The organism is Pseudomonas sp. G11-1, assembly GCF_024031555.1.
Classification (GTDB): domain Bacteria; phylum Pseudomonadota; class Gammaproteobacteria; order Pseudomonadales; family Pseudomonadaceae; genus Halopseudomonas; species Halopseudomonas bauzanensis.
This window is the reverse complement of the sequence record NZ_QEYQ01000005.1, coordinates 61,478-77,047: the sequence shown is the minus strand read 5'-3', so window position 1 is coordinate 77,047 and position 15,570 is coordinate 61,478. Positions and strand designations below refer to the sequence as shown.

The following is a 15,570-nucleotide window of genomic DNA, read 5'->3' as shown; positions in this document are numbered from 1 at the left end:
CAGTCAGACAACGCGACCACGACCTCGATCAAAAAATCCTGCCAAGTATAAAGATCATGGCCCGCCAAAGCTACTCAAGGCGCGGATTTTTAAAGCCTTCCTGAGTCAAGGTGTCGCACCCGAGCACCCCCGCTTGATCCAGGTCAAGAAGCGCGACCCATCAAGCCCAAACCGCTACCGAGCGCCCACAAAAAAAGGCGCCGAAGCGCCTTTTTTCGTTACTGCATGTTATGCCGGGAAGGCCGGCGGATTGACACTGGCCATATCTTCCAGAATCCGCACCACCTGGCAGCTGTAACCGAACTCGTTGTCATACCAGACATACAGAATGACGCGGTTATCGTTACAGATGGTCGCCTCGGCATCCACCACACCCGCATGCCGGGAACCAACGAAGTCAGTAGACACCACTTCCTGGCTGTTGGTGAAGTCGATCTGCTTATGCAGATCCGAGTGCAGGGCCATGTAACGCAGGTAATTGTTCACCTCGTCGCGGTCGGTCGACTTCTCAAGGTTCAGGTTGAGAATCGCCATCGACACGTTAGGCGTCGGCACCCGGATCGCGTTACCACTGAGCTTGCCGCCCAGCTCCGGCAGCGCCTTGGCAACCGCCTTGGCAGCGCCGGTCTCGGTGATGACCATATTCAGCGCTGCACTGCGCCCCCGACGATCGCCCTTGTGGAAGTTGTCGATCAGGTTCTGGTCATTAGTGTACGAATGAACCGTTTCGACGTGACCATTGACGATACCGTACTTGTCATTGATCGCCTTGAGCACCGGAACGATAGCGTTGGTGGTACAGGAGGCCGCGGAAACGATCTTGTCTTCCGGCGTGATGCTCGCATGGTTGATGCCATGCACGATGTTCTTCAGATCACCCTTGCCCGGCGCAGTCAGTACCACCTGGGAAGCACCCGGGCACTTGAGGTGCTGGGACAGGCCCGCCTCGTCACGCCAGACACCGGTGTTGTCCACGATGATCGCGTCATTGATGCCGTAGGCGGTGTAGTCGATGCTGGCCGGATCGCCGGCATAGATCACCTGGATCTGGTTGCCGTTGGCGGTCAGGGTGTTGTTCTCTTCATCGATGGTGATGGTGCCCTGGAAGGAGCCATGAACCGAGTCGCGACGCAGCAGACTGGCGCGCTTGGACAGATCATTGGTCGCGCCCTTGCGCACCACGATCGCCCGCAGACGCAGCCCGTCCCCGGCGCCGGCCTTCTCAACCATGATGCGCGCCAGCAGGCGGCCGATACGGCCAAAGCCGTAAAGCACCACATCGCGGCCCTGGCGCTTCTCACCCTTGCGACCGATAACGCTGGCCAGCTCCTTGCGCAGGAACCCGTCCAGATCACCGTTACCTTCCTGGGCGTACTTGCCCGCCAGGCGAGCCAGATCAATCGAGGCCGGACCCAGGTCCAGATCCAGCAACGCCTTGATCAGCGGAAAGGTGTCATGTACCGACAGTTCATTGTCATCAATCTGCCGAGCGAAACGGTGGGACTTGAGCAGACTGATAACGGAGCGGTTAACCAGGCCGCGGCCATAGATGGAGGTGACCACGTTGTGTTCACGGTACAAACGTCCAATCAACGGGATCATCGCTTCAGCGGTAGCTTCGCGGTCGGTCCAGTTCTCCAGACATTGCTCGTATTGGGCTTGAGTCACGGCTTTTCCTTCCAGGGTCAGGGAGCTAAAGGGCCAATATTATGCGGCTAGCTGACCGAGGAGGCAATCACCGAACGTAAAACGGCCGCCCCGGCGCCTGCCGGAGCAGCCGTTTCAGTCAACCGTCAGGCCACCTGTCTGCGGGTTCGGTACAGCGATAGCAGCACACCACCAGCCAGCAGGGCGAAGGTAACGCCGAGCGATACACCAGCGTGAATCTTAATATCCAGACCATGCAGCAGGATCTTGCAACCAATGAAGATCAATACCAGCGCCAGCGCATATTTGAGGTAGACGAAGCGATGCATCAGCGCAGCCAGGGCGAAGTACAGCGAACGCAGACCCAGGATGGCGAAGATGTTCGAGGTGTAGACAATGAAGGGATCCTGGGTGATGGCGAAGATTGCCGGCACGCTATCCACGGCGAATACCAGGTCTGCCAGCTCGATCAGCACCAGGGCCAGGAACAGCGGGGTGGCGAACAGCACCACCTTGCCAGCCTTGTCCGGTAGGCGGACGAAGAATTTCGAACCATGCAGGTCGTCGGTCACCCGAAAATGCCGACGGATAAAAATCACCATCCGGTTCTGCGACAGGTCCGTATGCTCCACCTCATCCTTGCTGAGGAACATCTTGATACCGGAAAACAGCAGGAACACACCAAATATATACAGGATCCATTCGAATTCCTGTACCAGCGCCGCGCCCAGGCCGATCATGATCGCCCGCAGCACGATCACCCCGAGAATGCCCCAGAACAGCACCCTATGCTGATAGATGCGCGGAATGCCGAAGAAACCCAGGATCATCGCCATGACGAACACATTGTCCATGGACAGCGACTGCTCAATCAGAAAACCAGTGTAGAACTCCAGCGCGCTGGCCGAGCCCATCTGGAACCAGACCCACAGACCGAACAGCATACCGACGGCAAAGTAGCCGCCGTACAACAGGAAACTTTCACGCACTTCGATTTCATGTTCTTCGCGGTGCAGCACACCAAGGTCGAAAGCGAGAATGGCCAGCACGATGGTCAGAAAGAGCAACCATTGCCAGACAGCAGTACCGAGAAAGGGGTTGGTCAAAAACGAAATCAGAGGCTCCATGGCGGCCCTCCTGTCAAAGTTTTCAATAAACTTATGACTCCGACATCACGGTGGGACCAACCACCGCCAGAGGGGCCCGGCGTCACGCAGGTTGCATGATATAACCGGCCTCAGACTTCGACAAGTGGAGATAAAAACAGCGCAATCACAACACGGAATCGCCCGGGGGGTTAAACTGTGCGTTTTGCGCAACAAGATAAGCCCACCAGCATGCCTGACACATCACTTCTGTTCGCCGCACCGTTGCAGAGCCACCTCGGTAACAAAACAGCCTGGGGCAACCTGCCCGCCGCGGCGCGCGCCCTGGCCATTGCCGAAGCAGCATCCCAACATACCGGCCTGAGCCTGGTCATCACCCGGGATACCGCCATGGCGGACCGCCTGGAACAGGAACTTCGGTTCTTCGCTCCCGAGCTGCCGGTGGCTACCTTCCCCGATTGGGAAACCCTGCCCTACGATCGCTTCTCGCCGCACCAGGACATTATCTCCCAGCGGCTGGAGACGCTATACCGCCTGCCGCAGGTAGGGCACGGTATCCTGGTCGTACCGATGATCACCCTGCTGCACCGGATTGCGCCCCGCTCCTTCCTCGGCGGCTCGGTGCTGATGCTGAAGGTCGGCCAGCGGCTGGACATCGACCGCATGCGCCAGGATCTGGATGCGGCGGGCTATCGTTGCGTCGACACCGTCTATGAACATGGCGACTATGCCGTGCGCGGTGCGCTGCTGGATCTGTTCCCCATGGGCAGCCGCCTGCCCTACCGCATCGACCTGTTCGATGAGGAAATCGAAACCCTGCGCACCTTCGATCCGGAGACCCAGCGCTCGATCGACAAGGTTGAGCGCATCCATTTGCTACCCGCGCGGGAATTCCCCCTCGACAAGAGTGCGCTGACCGGCTTTCGTGCGCGCTTTCGTGAACGTTTCGAGGGCGATCATCGGCGCTGCCCCATCTATCAGGACCTGAGCGATGGCATGGTGCCGCCGGGCATCGAATATTACCTGCCACTGTTCTTCGAAGAGCTGGGCACCCTGTTCGACTACCTGCCGGACGACACGCTGCTGTTCAGCCTGCCCGGCATCGAGGACAGTGCCACCCAGTTCTGGTCAGATGTACGCAATCGCCACGAGGAACAGGGCATTGATCCGACCAGACCGCTGCTGACGCCGGCAGAACTGTTTCTGCCCGTTGAAGAGTGCTTCGCCCTGCTCAAGCGTTACCCGCGCATCATCTGCCACGACGAGCCGCTACCGGCAGCCCCCGGGGTCACCAATTTCAATTGCAGCCCGCCGCCCGAACTGCCGCTGGATAGCAAGCAGGAACAACCGCTGCGCGAACTGCAGCGCTTTCTCGACGAGTTCAACGGTCGCTCGCTGTTCATCGCCGAAACCGCCGGCCGCCGCGAGGCGCTTCTGGAGCTGCTGGCACGTATCAGCCTGAAGCCCGAGCCGGTGGACAGCTGGGCTGATTTCATCAACAGCCAGCTGTCCTGCGCCATCATGATCGCACCGGTGGATCAAGGGCTGCTGAGCCAGGACCCGCCCGTCGCCCTGATCGCCGAAAGCCAACTGTTCGGCCAGCGAGTGATGCAGCGCCGGCGGCGCGGCAAGGCTACCGACCTGGGCGACACCCTGATCCGCAACCTGACCGAACTGCGAGAAGGCGCGCCGGTGGTGCACATCGACCACGGCGTGGGTCGCTATCGCGGCCTGGTCAATCTGAGCGTCGAAGGCCAGGAGGCCGAGTTCCTCAAGCTCGAGTACGCCGACGAAGCCACACTTTATGTGCCGGTGGCGAACCTGCACATGATCGCCCGCTATACCGGCGCTGATGATGATAACGCGCCACTGCACCGGCTGGGCTCGGAGCAGTGGCAGAAGGCCCGACGCAAGGCCGCCGAAAAGGTCCGCGACGTGGCCGCCGAACTGCTGGATGTCTACGCCCGCCGCGCCGCGCGCAAGGGCTACGCCTTCAGCCAGCCGGAGCAGGACTATCAGACCTTCGCCGACGCCTTCCCCTTCGAGGAAACGGCCGACCAGCAAGCCGCGATCGATGCGGTAACGAAAGACATGACCGGCCCGCAGCCAATGGACCGCCTGGTATGTGGCGATGTCGGCTTCGGCAAGACCGAGGTCGCCATGCGCGCCGCCTTCCTCGCCGTGCATGGCGGCAAGCAGGTCGCAGTACTGGTGCCCACCACCCTGCTTGCCCAGCAGCATTACAACAGCTTCAAGGACCGCTTCGCGGACTGGCCGGTGAAAGTCGAGGTGATTTCCCGCTTCCGCTCCGCCAAGGAAGTCAAGGCAGCCACCCAGGAGCTGGCCGATGGCAAGATCGACATCATGATCGGCACCCACAAGTTGCTGCAGGGCGATGTCCAATTCAAGGACCTGGGCCTGGTGATCATCGACGAGGAACACCGCTTCGGTGTACGCCAGAAGGAACGCCTCAAGGCCCTGCGCAGCGAGGTGGATATCCTCAACCTGACTGCCACGCCGATTCCACGCACCCTGAACATGGCCATGACCGGCATGCGCGACCTGTCGATCATCGCCACGCCACCGGCGCGGCGCCTGTCGGTCAAGACCTTCGTCATGCAGCAGCAACCGGCGGTGATCAAGGAAGCCATCCTGCGCGAACTTTTGCGTGGCGGCCAGGTGTACTTCCTGCACAACGAAGTGGAAACCATCGAGAAATGCGCGGCCGACCTGGCAGAGCTGGTGCCTGAAGCGCGAATCGGCATCAGCCACGGCCAGATGCCGGAACGTGCTCTGGAGCAGGTGATGCGCGACTTCTATCATCGCCGCTTCAACATCCTGGTGACCTCGACCATCATCGAGACCGGCATCGATGTGCCCAGCGCCAACACCATCATCATCGAGCGCGCCGACAAGTTCGGCCTCGCGCAGCTGCACCAGCTGCGCGGCCGGGTCGGCCGTAGCCACCACCAGGCCTACGCCTATCTGCTGACCCCGGCCGGGCGCAAACTCACCGGTGACGCGGAAAAGCGCCTGGAAGCCATTGCCGCGGCACAGGACCTGGGCGCAGGCTTTACCCTGGCCACCCATGATCTCGAGATCCGCGGCGCCGGTGAGCTACTCGGCGAAGGCCAGAGCGGGCAGATCCAGGCGGTCGGCTTCACTCTGTACATGGATATGCTGGAACGGGCCATCAAGGCCATCCAGCAGGGTAAGGAGCCGGAGCTGGAAAACCCGCTGAGCGGCGGCCCGGATATCAACCTGCGCCTGCCGGCGCTGATTCCGGACGACTACCTGCCGGACGTGCATGCACGCCTGACCCTGTACAAGCGCATCGCCAATGCCGCCAATGATGACGACCTGAAGGACTTGCAGGTGGAAATGATCGACCGCTTCGGCTTGCTGCCCGAACAGGTGAAAACCCTGTTCCGGGTCACCGCGCTGAAACTGCGCTGTGCGCCGCTGGGTATCGCCAAGATCGATGTTGGCGCGGAGCATGGCCGCGTCGAGTTCGCTGCCGATACCAGTGTCGATCCGCTGACGCTGATCCGCCTGATTCAGGACAACCCGCAACGCTACCGGCTGGATGGCGGCAGCGTATTCCGCTTCAGCGCGCCCATGGGCACCGCGGCGCTGCGCCTGAATACCGTCGAAGCCCTGGTGGAACGGCTGCAGCAAGTGCCCAGCACGCCCCCCAGCCCCGGCAAAGGCAAGCGTCGATGAAGAGGGCTGTGCCCAGCTGATTGGGTTGGGGGCAGCTCAAAAGATGCCCCCACCAAGAATCAGAGCAAGCCCGCCCCCTGCAACAGTTCGACCGCCTGCCGCCAGCGCGGCTGGGCCTTGTAATCGATACCGGGGGTGCTCCTGGCCAACATGCCCTGCGCCCGGGGCGACGGCTGCATGCCCATCTGCTGCGCATGCGCCAGCGCCTGCTCAGCCGCAGCGCGATCATTGCACACCAGCAGCATGTCGCAACCGGACGCCAGCGCCGCATCGACCCGCTCCGCCATGCCGCCCACCGCGTGAGCGCCGGCCATGGTCAGGTCATCACTGAAGATCACCCCACGAAAGCCCAGCTCAGCGCGCAGGATGTCCTGCAGCCAGCGGCGGGAAAAGCCCGCCGGCAGGCTGTCCACCGCCGGATAGACCACGTGCGCCGGCATGATCCCATCCAGCAACGGCGCTAGCGCCGCAAAGGGCTGCAGATCGGATTCGCGGATCGTCGCCTCGCTGCGCTCATCGACCGGCAGGTCGAAGTGTGAATCAGCCTCTGCCCAGCCATGCCCGGGGAAATGCTTGCCGGTCGCGGCCATGCCGGCCTGCCGCAGCCCCTGGATATAGGCCTGACCCAGGCGACTCACCTGCTGCGGATCACCGCCCAGGGAACGGTCGCCGATTACCTGGCTGCGCCCGTAATCAAGATCCAATACCGGCGCAAAGCTGATATCGATACCGCAGGCGAGCATCTCGGTCGCCATCAGCCAGGCCGCAGCCTCGGCCAGCTGCTCCTGCTCTGCGGCAGCGCACCCGGCGATTCGGCCAAGCGCCGGCAGCCGCAATACATCCCGCCGCAGCCGCTGGACCCGCCCGCCTTCCTGGTCAATGGCGATCAGCATATCGGGGCGCACTGCACGAATGCTACGTACCAGCTCGCGCACCTGGGCCGGGGATTCGGTATTGCGGGCAAATAGGATCATGCCGCCGACTTCGGGCTGTCTCAACAGCTGGCGGTCTTCCGGCGTCAGCCAAGTGCCGGCCAAATCCAGCATCAATGTGCCTTGTTTCAATGAAGTGCTCCTTGGAATGTAGGGCAAGCGCTATTCGATGATTACCGCACAGCCGGCCGGGGTCATCTCGAACAGCGCCAGGATATCCGGATTACGCAGGCGGATGCAGCCATGGGACAGCGGGACGCCCATCGGCTGATCGTCACCGGTACCGTGCAGATAGATGTAGCGGCGCTGGGAATCACGATCGGCGCCACGGTTGATACCCGGCTCCTCACCGCAGAGCCAGAGTATTCGGGTCAGGATCCAGTCCCGCTGCGGGTGCGTAGCGGCCAGCTCAGGCGACCAGACCTCGCCGGTCGGCCGCCGACCAATGAAGACCGCACCCGGCGGCTGGCCCTCACCGATGCGGGCCCGCACCCGGTGCCGGCCGCGCGGCGTGCAACCGCTGCCGTTCAATTCCCCCGCACCGTTCTTTGCTGTTGATACCGGATACTGGCACAGCTGCCGACCGGCCCTGGAGCCGGTCAGCAACTGACGCTCGATGGATATATGGATCAGGTCCAGCTGCATGGTCACTCCGCTGCAACAAAGGCATACACGATAGCGGATCACACAGCGGGAAGTAAGTCCTAGGGCGCCACCGGTTCCGGGGCATCGCGCAGGCGACTGCTCGCCTCCCCCCGCAACTGCGGGCTGGCACGCATGCCGGCGGCCAGGAACGGCACCATCTGTCGCAGCACCTCCTCGGTCCCGGCGCGCTCGCCGTACTCTGCTTCGGCCATGGCCTTGAGCGCCTTCATACTCGACAGGGTGAATGCCGCACTGCCCAGCATGAAATGCACACGCCAGAACAGCACATCCGCCGGCAGCTCGGGCGAGCTGCGCAATACCAGCGCCATGTAGCGCTGGAACACCTTGCCGTAGACCTCACCCAGATATTTGCGCAAATGACCCTGGCTCTGACTGAAAGCCAAACCCAGCAACCGCATGAAGGTAGAAAGATCGTGCCCGCTACGTGGCTTCACCGCCAGCACCAGCCGCACCAGCATGTCCAGCAACTCCTCAAGACTCTGCTCTGGATTACCGGCCTGCTCGTTGCGATCAAGCTCCTGCTCCAGACTGCTGACGAAGGGATTGAGGAAGCGGGTGAACACCGCCTGGATCAGGGATTTCTTCGAACCGAAATGGTAGTTCACCGCCGCCAGGTTCACCCCGGCCTTGCTGGTGATCAGACGCAGCGAGGTTTCCGCAAACCCCTTTTCGGCAAACAACTGCTCGGCGGCATCAAGGATGCGCTCGACTGTTTCAGACTGTGCCACGGATAACTCCCAGATACATTTGTTTGAAACATACGTTTCAAACGATCTCCCTGTCAACTTGAACGTTTTACCACAGCCGTCTGCGCAAGCAAACTGGCCAAACGACTTGCCCTGCGGGCACAACTGTATATAATCCCAATAACTGTATAAAAAGACAGGTACTGGATAATGCTTAAACTGACGGCACGGCAACAACAGGTACTGGCCTTCCTGAAGGAATACATGAGTGCCAATGGCTATCCCCCCACCCGGGTGGAGATTGCCCGCGAGCTGGGCTTCCGCTCACCAAACGCGGCCGAAGAACACCTCAAGGCACTGGCCCGCAAAGGCGCCATTGAGATGATCCCCGGCGCTTCCCGCGGCATCCGCCTGCCGGCCGACATTGAGGCCCAGAACCAGGAAGATGGATTACCGGTTATCGGCCAGGTGGCCGCCGGCGCCCCCATCCTGGCGGTAGAGAACATCGAGGACCATTGCCGCATCAGCCCCGAGTTCTTCAGCCCCCGTGCCGACTATCTGCTGCGCGTGCGCGGCATGAGCATGAAGGACATCGGCATTCTTGATGGAGACCTGCTCGCCGTACATCGCACCAGCGAAGTCAGGAATGGCCAGGTGGTCGTCGCCCGCCTCGATGATGAGGTGACCGTCAAACGCTTCCACAAGCAGGGCCGCAAGGTGTCATTGATTGCTGAGAACCCTGATTTCGCGCCCATAGAAGTCGATCTGCGCGAACAGGAACTGATCATCGAAGGTCTGAGCGTCGGCGTGATACGCCACTGAAGGAGTACGCCATGCAGTATGCGCGAAACAAAGGTTCAGCCGCACAACCCGACCTGCTGCACCAGGTCATGATGTCGTCTCGCCTGCAGGCACAGAGCCTGAGCGGTACAGCCCTACCTGACAGCGAGCCGGAGAACATCGGCTTCAGCGAGATCAGCCTGAATGGCACGCCACGCCAGTGCCTGCAATGGTTGGCGCCGGTGTTGCGGGATCTGAGCCAGGCCAGTTGTCCGGGCTGGCTGACTCTGATCGACCCGCCGCTGCCGGTCAGTCAGAAGTGGCTGCGGGCCTCGGGGCTCGATCCCCAGCGCATACTCATCATCCGCCCAAAGCACGGCATGGACACACTGGAATTGTGCTGCGAGATTCTGCGGCTGGGCTACAGCCATACAGTGGTGAGCTGGCTGCCACCATTGGCAAGCACCCATCTACGCCTGGAGGCAGCTGCCCGCTCAGGGTACTGCGCCAGCCTCAATGTGCGCCTGGGCAGCACCGGCATGGCTTGATGTGACCACCTCGGTCGGGCGTTTGCCCGACTGGGTCAATGCAATACGCGGTGTTCGTCGAATTCCAGATCGGGATCTTCTTCCATGATCTGACCAGCCATCTGCATGCCAGTACTGATCATCGCCTTGGCCACTTCCACGTAGTTGCCCTGCAGAAAGTCCCTTGCCTCTTCGGAGAACTCGATGGTCAACAGCGGCTTGCCCTCTTCGTCCGGGCGGCGCAAAGCGACAGTGCCGTCGGCAAGCTCTATGATCTCGAGAAAGGGTGAAGGCATTGTACGTCTCCTGTCAGTCAAGCCGCGCAGGGTATCACAGCCACCCTGAGCCGACCACCGCTCACCACTCCTGCATTCCCTCGCGATAACGCTCGATCTGCGCGGCCAGCGCAGCGAGCGCTGCCTGCGCCTCGTCGATACCCCATTCCGCCACCGGAGCAGCCGTGGTGGCAATCAGCTCGCCGGCGGCAGCAGTTCGGGATGGGGCGGCCTCGGCTGCGAACAGTTGCCCCCAGGCCCGCAACAGCCCCGCCAGCCAGCTGCCATCATCCATTGCCAGTTGCGTCAGCTCGCCCAGTTCCGGCCCGGGAAAGCGTTCGGACAGATCACCGCGCAACACCTGCTCGACATCGCGAGCGTCCAGCAACGGCCAGCGATAACGCTCGGCAATTTCATGAATCAGCGCCAACACCGCGCGGTAACCATGGAACAGGACGTGCTCACGGTGGTAACGCGCCTGGGTCATGGCGCCCAGATCAGTGGCACCTGCCGCCGCCTCCCAGGATGTCAGAGCCAGACGGGCAAATGAGAGTGCCTGGTTGGTGCGGGTATAGATCTCATTCGCCATACAGCCTCCGCTCAGCGCTTGGGCTTGCGCCCATCGTCCACTACCCAGCCCTTGCCATCGTGAAACGCGCGCCAGCCACTGGGCTTGCCCTCGATTTCACTTTGCACGTACTGCTCCTTGCTCTTGCGGCTATAGCGGATCACCGTGGGGTTGCCATCGGGATCAGCCACCGGCGCATCAAGCAGGAAGTGGTACTTCGGGTCGATCGCGTCGCGGTGCGGCAGCAGCTCCTTGACCAGCGGAGCGCGGGTTTCACGGTTCTTCGGGAACTGACTGGCAGCCAGGAACAGACCCGAGGCACCGTCGCGCAACACATAGACGTCATCGACCTTGTCGCAGCGCAGCTCCGGCATCAGTACCGGGTCCATCTTCGGCGGCGCCGCCTCACCGCTTTTCAGCAGTTTGCGGGTGTTCTTGCAGGCGCTGTTGGTGCAACCGAAGTACTTGCCGAAACGGCCAGTCTTGAGCTGCATCTCGCTGCCGCACTTGTCGCACTCGATCACCGGACCATCATAGCCCTTGATCTTGAACTGCCCCTCTTCCACCTCGAAGCCGCTGCAGTCGGGGTTGTTGCCGCACACATGCAGCTTGCGGCGCTCATCCACCAGGTAACTGTCCATGGCGGTGGCACAGATCGGGCAGCGGCGCTTGGCGCGCAGTATGCGTGATTCGCCTTCCTCGTCATCGGCTGCCACTTCGTTACCGGGCACCAGATTGACGGTCGCCTTGCAGCGCTCTTTGGGTGGCAGAGCATAGCCCGAGCAGCCCAGGAAAACGCCGGTAGAGGCGGTACGGATCATCATCGGCCGGCCGCACTCCACACAGGGAATATCGGTTGGCGTCGGCAGATTCGCCCGCATGCCCTGCTCCTCATCCGCCGCACTGGCGGCCTTGAGCTTGAGGCTGAAATCGGCGTAGAACTTGTCCAACACCTGCTTCCATATCACTTCACCCTGGGCCACGTCATCGAGGGATTCCTCCATGCGGGCGGTGAAGCTATAGTCCATCAGGTTCGGGAAGCTTTCATTGAGCCGCTCAATGACGATGTCACCCATCTTTTCGGCGTAGAAACGCCGGTTGTTCAGGGTGACGTAGCCGCGCTCCTGGATGGTGGAGATAATCGAGGCATAGGTCGACGGGCGGCCGATACCGCGCTTCTCCAGCTCCTTGACCAGGCTGGCTTCAGAATAACGCGCCGGTGGCTTGGTGAAATGCTGCTTCGGATCGAGCTTGATCAGCTCAAGCTGGTTGTCCACCTGCATGTCAGGCAGCACTTCGTCTTCCCCGCCTTTGCCCAGCGGCGGCAGGACCTTGGTGAAACCGTCGAACTGCAGGATACGACCGCGCGCACGCAGCTCGAAATCACCTGCCTGCACCGTGATGGTGGTGGACAGGTACTTGGCCGGCGGCATCTGGCAGGCGACGAACTGGCGCCAGATCAGCTCATACAGCCGCTCGGCATCCCGCTCCATGCTCTTGAGCTCGGTGGACTTGAGCTTCACGTCCGAGGGGCGGATGGCTTCGTGCGCCTCCTGGGCGTTGGCCTTGCTGCCATAGACGTTCGGCGTTTCGGGCAGATACTGGGCGCCGAAGTTCTTCTCTATATAGCCGCGCGCCATGCTCACGGCGTCAGCCGACAGGAAGGTCGAGTCGGTCCGCATATAAGTGATGTAGCCCGCTTCATACAACCGCTGGGCCATCATCATGGTTTTCTTCACACTGAAGCCCAGGCGCGTGCTGGCAGCCTGTTGCAGCGTGGAAGTAATGAAGGGTGCGCCGGGCTTCGTGCTGGTCGGGCGAGCGTCACGCTTGACCACCTTGTAGTCGGCGCTCTGCAGCTGCTCCAGTGCCTGGTCGGTCTGCTGCTTGTTCAGCGGACGGAAGGCTTCGCCATTTTCCTTGACCACTTCGAAGCGAACGGATTCGCTTTTCGGGGTGTTCAGGTTGGCATGCACTTCCCAGAATTCTTCCGGGATGAAGGCGCGGATTTCCCGCTCGCGATCGACGATCAGCTTGACCGCGACCGACTGTACCCGGCCGGCGGACAGGCCGCGGGCGATCTTCTGCCACAGCAGCGGCGAGACCATATAACCCACCACCCGATCAAGGAAGCGCCGTGCCTGCTGGGCGTTGACCCGATTCATGTCCAGCTCGCCCGGCTCGGAGAAGGCTTCCTGAATGGCCTTCTTGGTGATCTCGTTGAACACTACCCGACGGTAGCGGCTTTCATCACCACCAATGGATTCGCGCAGGTGCCAGGCAATGGCTTCCCCTTCGCGGTCCAAATCCGTTGCGAGATAGATGGTGTCGGCTTCCTTGGCCAGGCGGCGCAGTTCGTCGATGACCTTTTCCTTGCCGGGCAGGATCTCGTAATGCGCTTTCCAGTCATTTTCAGGGTCGACGCCCATCCGGTTGACCAGCTGCATCCGCGCTTTGGTTGCCTTGTCGACTTCCGGTGCGGAGGCGGCCTTGCGTCCACCCTTGGGTTTGCTTTCGGTCTTGCTGCTGCCGCTGGTGGGCAGGTCGCGGATGTGTCCGATACTCGACTTCACCACGAAGTCATTGCCAAGGTATTTGTTGATCGTCTTGGCCTTGGCCGGTGACTCCACAATGACCAGTGCTTTTCCCATGGGTAACAGTATTCCTCAATCAATCAAATCGGCCTGCGCGGGGGAGCGAGGCGTCAACGTTGCCTGCAAGGGGCGCAGGCGGTCTGGAGGGCCAGAGCCTACACGTCTTCGCTGACAAAGGTAAAGCGTGGATATGTTTTGCCTTCCACAACCACCTGTTCGGTGAACATGTCCAGCGGCCGCACCCACAGGTCGAATTTGCCATATAAGGTACGGTAGACCACTAACGCCTCTTCTGTTTCGGAATGTCGTGCGATGCCGATCACCTGGTAGTCCTTACCTTTATAGTGGCGGTAGCGGCCTGGCTTCAATTGCACGTGATGGCTCCTATAACCTGATTGCGCTTTAGCGCATTGCGGAAAGTTTGGCGCGGAGGCAGCATTTGCCGGTCGGGTCACGCAGACACGCCGTGAATACATCCCTGTAGGCTCGCGGTTGCCATCCCTGGCAACCGACGGTCTGCCTGACCCGACCGACAAACGCTGCCTGCACGTTCTGAAGTTGCTGCACGGAAAATCTGCACCGGTACCAAGCGGGAAGCTATTTATGCAGAAGGAGCTGTTGCTACGCAGACCCCATAGTGTTTTCGCCGGGATATGCGATGAGCTAGCCGGCGGAGCTTGGGTACTGCCCTTGGCGGACCGTCGGTTGCCAGGGATGGCAACCGCGAGCCTACAAGGACGTACTTGCGGCGTGTCCGCCAAGGGCAGTACCCAAGCGCAGTCCTTGCACTAGACAACCACAACCACAATGCCCGAGCCCAAGAGCCCAAGAGCCCAAGAGCCCAAGAGGCCGACGCTTATTTGCTCAGATACCGCATCCCTTCCTCAAGCCCCTCCAGCGTCAGGGGATACATATGATCCTCCATCAGGTCCTGGATGATGCGGGTCGAGGTGGTATAGCCCCAGGCATCCTTGGGATAAGGGTTGATCCAGATCATCTTGGGATATTTCTCGCGCAGGCGGGTAATCCAGACGTGGCCGGCCTCCTCGTTCCAGTGCTCCACGCTGCCACCGGGCTGGGTGATCTCGTAGGGTGCCATGGCCGCGTCACCGACGATCACCACCTTGTAGTCCGGCCCATACTTGTGCAGCAGGTCCATGGTGGGGATGCGCTCGTTGGTCCGACGCATGTTGTCCTTCCATACCGACTCGTAGAGGCAGTTGTGGAAGTAGAAATACTCCAGATGCTTGAATTCGGTCCGGCAGGCGGAGAACAGTTCTTCGCAGACCTTGATATGCGAATCCATCGAGCCGCCGATATCGAACAGCAGCAGCAACTTGACCGCGTTGCGCCGTTCCGGGCGCATCTGGATGTTCAGCAGGCCGCCGTCACGGGCGGTGTGGTCGATGGTGCCGTCGATATCCAGCTCGTCTGCGGCTCCGGTGCGGGCAAACTTGCGCAGGCGGCGCAGGGCGATCTTGATGTTGCGGGTGCCCAGTTCCACCTGATCATCCAGGTTCTTGTATTCGCGCTGCTCCCAGACCTTGGCCGCACGACCCTGGCGCTTGCCCGCGTCGCCGACACGGACACCCATCGGGTTGTAGCCGCCGGAGCCAAAAGGACTGGTACCACCAGTGCCGATCCACTTGTTGCCGCCGGCATGGCGTTCCTTCTGCTCTTCGAGGCGTTTCTTGAACTCCTCGATCAGCTTGTCCAGCCCGCCCAGGGATTTGATCTGCTCGCGTTCTTCGTCGGTGAGCAGGCGCTCGAATTCCTTGCGCAGCCAGTCCTCCGGAATCAGCGCTTCCAGCAGCTCGTTGAGGTCCTGCAGACCATTGAAATAGGCGCCGAAGGCGCGGTCGAACTTGTCGAAGTGACGCTCGTCCTTGACCATCACCGTGCGCGCCAGATAGTAGAATTCGTCCATATCGGCGAATACGACATGGTTCTTCAGCGCGTTGATCAGATCCAGCAGCTCGCGTACCGACACCGGCACCTTCGCTGCACGCATCTCATTGAACAAATTGAGTAGCATGATTGCAGCCTCTCGGGAGAACTCGGATAGC

General features: G+C 61.1%; 13 protein-coding genes. 3 read left to right on the top strand and 10 right to left on the bottom strand.

Annotated features, from left to right (window positions below):
* Positions 1 to 228: 228 nt before the first annotated feature.
* Both DHB74_RS14225 and DHB74_RS14220 read right to left on the bottom strand, forming a co-directional pair.
* Positions 229 to 1,668, bottom strand: coding sequence for a glyceraldehyde-3-phosphate dehydrogenase (locus DHB74_RS14225; RefSeq protein WP_499161768.1), 1,440 nt, complete (start codon positions 1,666 to 1,668; stop codon positions 229 to 231).
* A gap of 125 nt (positions 1,669 to 1,793) precedes the next feature.
* Positions 1,794 to 2,774: a TerC family protein gene (locus DHB74_RS14220; protein WP_499161767.1), complete on the bottom strand. Its 981-nt coding sequence runs from the start codon at positions 2,772 to 2,774 to the stop codon at positions 1,794 to 1,796.
* A gap of 210 nt (positions 2,775 to 2,984) precedes the next feature.
* On the opposite strand from DHB74_RS14220, the gene mfd reads away from it, so the two are divergent.
* On the top strand, positions 2,985 to 6,476 hold the full coding sequence (mfd, locus tag DHB74_RS14215) for a transcription-repair coupling factor (protein ID WP_499161766.1): 3,492 nt from the start codon (positions 2,985 to 2,987) through the stop codon (positions 6,474 to 6,476).
* 59 nt (positions 6,477 to 6,535) lie between these two features.
* Here the strand turns inward: mfd and nagZ are convergent, their stop codons facing one another.
* The 3 genes from nagZ to DHB74_RS14200 are packed head-to-tail and all read right to left on the bottom strand — an operon-like array spanning position 6,536 to position 8,802.
* A complete protein-coding gene (gene nagZ / locus DHB74_RS14210; protein ID WP_280165671.1) occupies positions 6,536 to 7,522 on the bottom strand; it encodes a beta-N-acetylhexosaminidase in 987 nt (328 codons plus the stop codon).
* Between the two features lie 48 nt (positions 7,523 to 7,570).
* Positions 7,571 to 8,053, bottom strand: coding sequence for a L,D-transpeptidase (locus DHB74_RS14205; RefSeq protein ID WP_136869509.1), 483 nt, complete (start codon positions 8,051 to 8,053; stop codon positions 7,571 to 7,573).
* 59 nt (positions 8,054 to 8,112) lie between these two features.
* Positions 8,113 to 8,802: a TetR/AcrR family transcriptional regulator gene (locus DHB74_RS14200; RefSeq protein WP_036989644.1), complete on the bottom strand. Its 690-nt coding sequence runs from the start codon at positions 8,800 to 8,802 to the stop codon at positions 8,113 to 8,115.
* A gap of 168 nt (positions 8,803 to 8,970) precedes the next feature.
* Between DHB74_RS14200 and lexA the strand changes: the two genes are divergently transcribed.
* Together lexA and sulA are read left to right on the top strand one after the other, a co-directional pair.
* A complete protein-coding gene (gene lexA, locus DHB74_RS14195) occupies positions 8,971 to 9,582 on the top strand; it encodes a transcriptional repressor LexA (protein WP_499161765.1) in 612 nt (203 codons plus the stop codon).
* A gap of 11 nt (positions 9,583 to 9,593) precedes the next feature.
* A complete protein-coding gene (gene sulA, locus DHB74_RS14190; RefSeq protein WP_051610818.1) occupies positions 9,594 to 10,088 on the top strand; it encodes an SOS-induced cell division inhibitor SulA in 495 nt (164 codons plus the stop codon).
* Positions 10,089 to 10,123: 35 nt separating this feature from the next.
* Here the strand turns inward: sulA and DHB74_RS14185 are convergent, their stop codons facing one another.
* From DHB74_RS14185 to DHB74_RS14165, 5 genes are all read right to left on the bottom strand, one after another.
* The gene (locus DHB74_RS14185) at positions 10,124 to 10,363 is read right to left on the bottom strand and encodes a hypothetical protein (RefSeq protein WP_036989642.1); all 240 of its coding nucleotides are present in this window, start codon (positions 10,361 to 10,363) and stop codon (positions 10,124 to 10,126) included.
* Positions 10,364 to 10,424: 61 nt separating this feature from the next.
* Positions 10,425 to 10,931, bottom strand: a complete 507-nt coding sequence (locus DHB74_RS14180; protein WP_499161764.1) for a DUF6586 family protein — start codon at positions 10,929 to 10,931, stop codon at positions 10,425 to 10,427.
* Between the two features lie 11 nt (positions 10,932 to 10,942).
* Complete coding sequence (gene topA, locus DHB74_RS14175; protein ID WP_280164199.1) at positions 10,943 to 13,561, bottom strand: type I DNA topoisomerase; 2,619 nt, start codon at positions 13,559 to 13,561, stop codon at positions 10,943 to 10,945.
* 98 nt (positions 13,562 to 13,659) lie between these two features.
* Positions 13,660 to 13,878 (bottom strand): DUF1653 domain-containing protein, encoded by a 219-nt coding sequence (locus DHB74_RS14170; protein ID WP_499161763.1) that lies wholly within the window; start codon positions 13,876 to 13,878, stop codon positions 13,660 to 13,662.
* A gap of 482 nt (positions 13,879 to 14,360) precedes the next feature.
* Positions 14,361 to 15,539, bottom strand: a complete 1,179-nt coding sequence (locus tag DHB74_RS14165; protein ID WP_499161762.1) for a vWA domain-containing protein — start codon at positions 15,537 to 15,539, stop codon at positions 14,361 to 14,363.
* Positions 15,540 to 15,570 lie beyond the last annotated feature (31 nt).

Coding starts and splice junctions, on each gene's coding strand:
- DHB74_RS14205 (WP_136869509.1), bottom strand. CDS start 8,053: ATGCAGCTGGACCTGATCCATATATCCATCGAGCGTCAGTTGCTGACC.
- DHB74_RS14185 (WP_036989642.1), bottom strand. CDS start 10,363: ATGCCTTCACCCTTTCTCGAGATCATAGAGCTTGCCGACGGCACTGTC.
- lexA (WP_499161765.1), top strand. CDS start 8,971: ATGCTTAAACTGACGGCACGGCAACAACAGGTACTGGCCTTCCTGAAG.
- sulA (WP_051610818.1), top strand. CDS start 9,594: ATGCAGTATGCGCGAAACAAAGGTTCAGCCGCACAACCCGACCTGCTG.
- topA (WP_280164199.1), bottom strand. CDS start 13,561: ATGGGAAAAGCACTGGTCATTGTGGAGTCACCGGCCAAGGCCAAGACG.
- DHB74_RS14180 (WP_499161764.1), bottom strand. CDS start 10,931: ATGGCGAATGAGATCTATACCCGCACCAACCAGGCACTCTCATTTGCC.
- mfd (WP_499161766.1), top strand. CDS start 2,985: ATGCCTGACACATCACTTCTGTTCGCCGCACCGTTGCAGAGCCACCTC.
- nagZ (WP_280165671.1), bottom strand. CDS start 7,522: ATGCTGGATTTGGCCGGCACTTGGCTGACGCCGGAAGACCGCCAGCTG.
- DHB74_RS14165 (WP_499161762.1), bottom strand. CDS start 15,539: ATGCTACTCAATTTGTTCAATGAGATGCGTGCAGCGAAGGTGCCGGTG.
- DHB74_RS14220 (WP_499161767.1), bottom strand. CDS start 2,774: ATGGAGCCTCTGATTTCGTTTTTGACCAACCCCTTTCTCGGTACTGCT.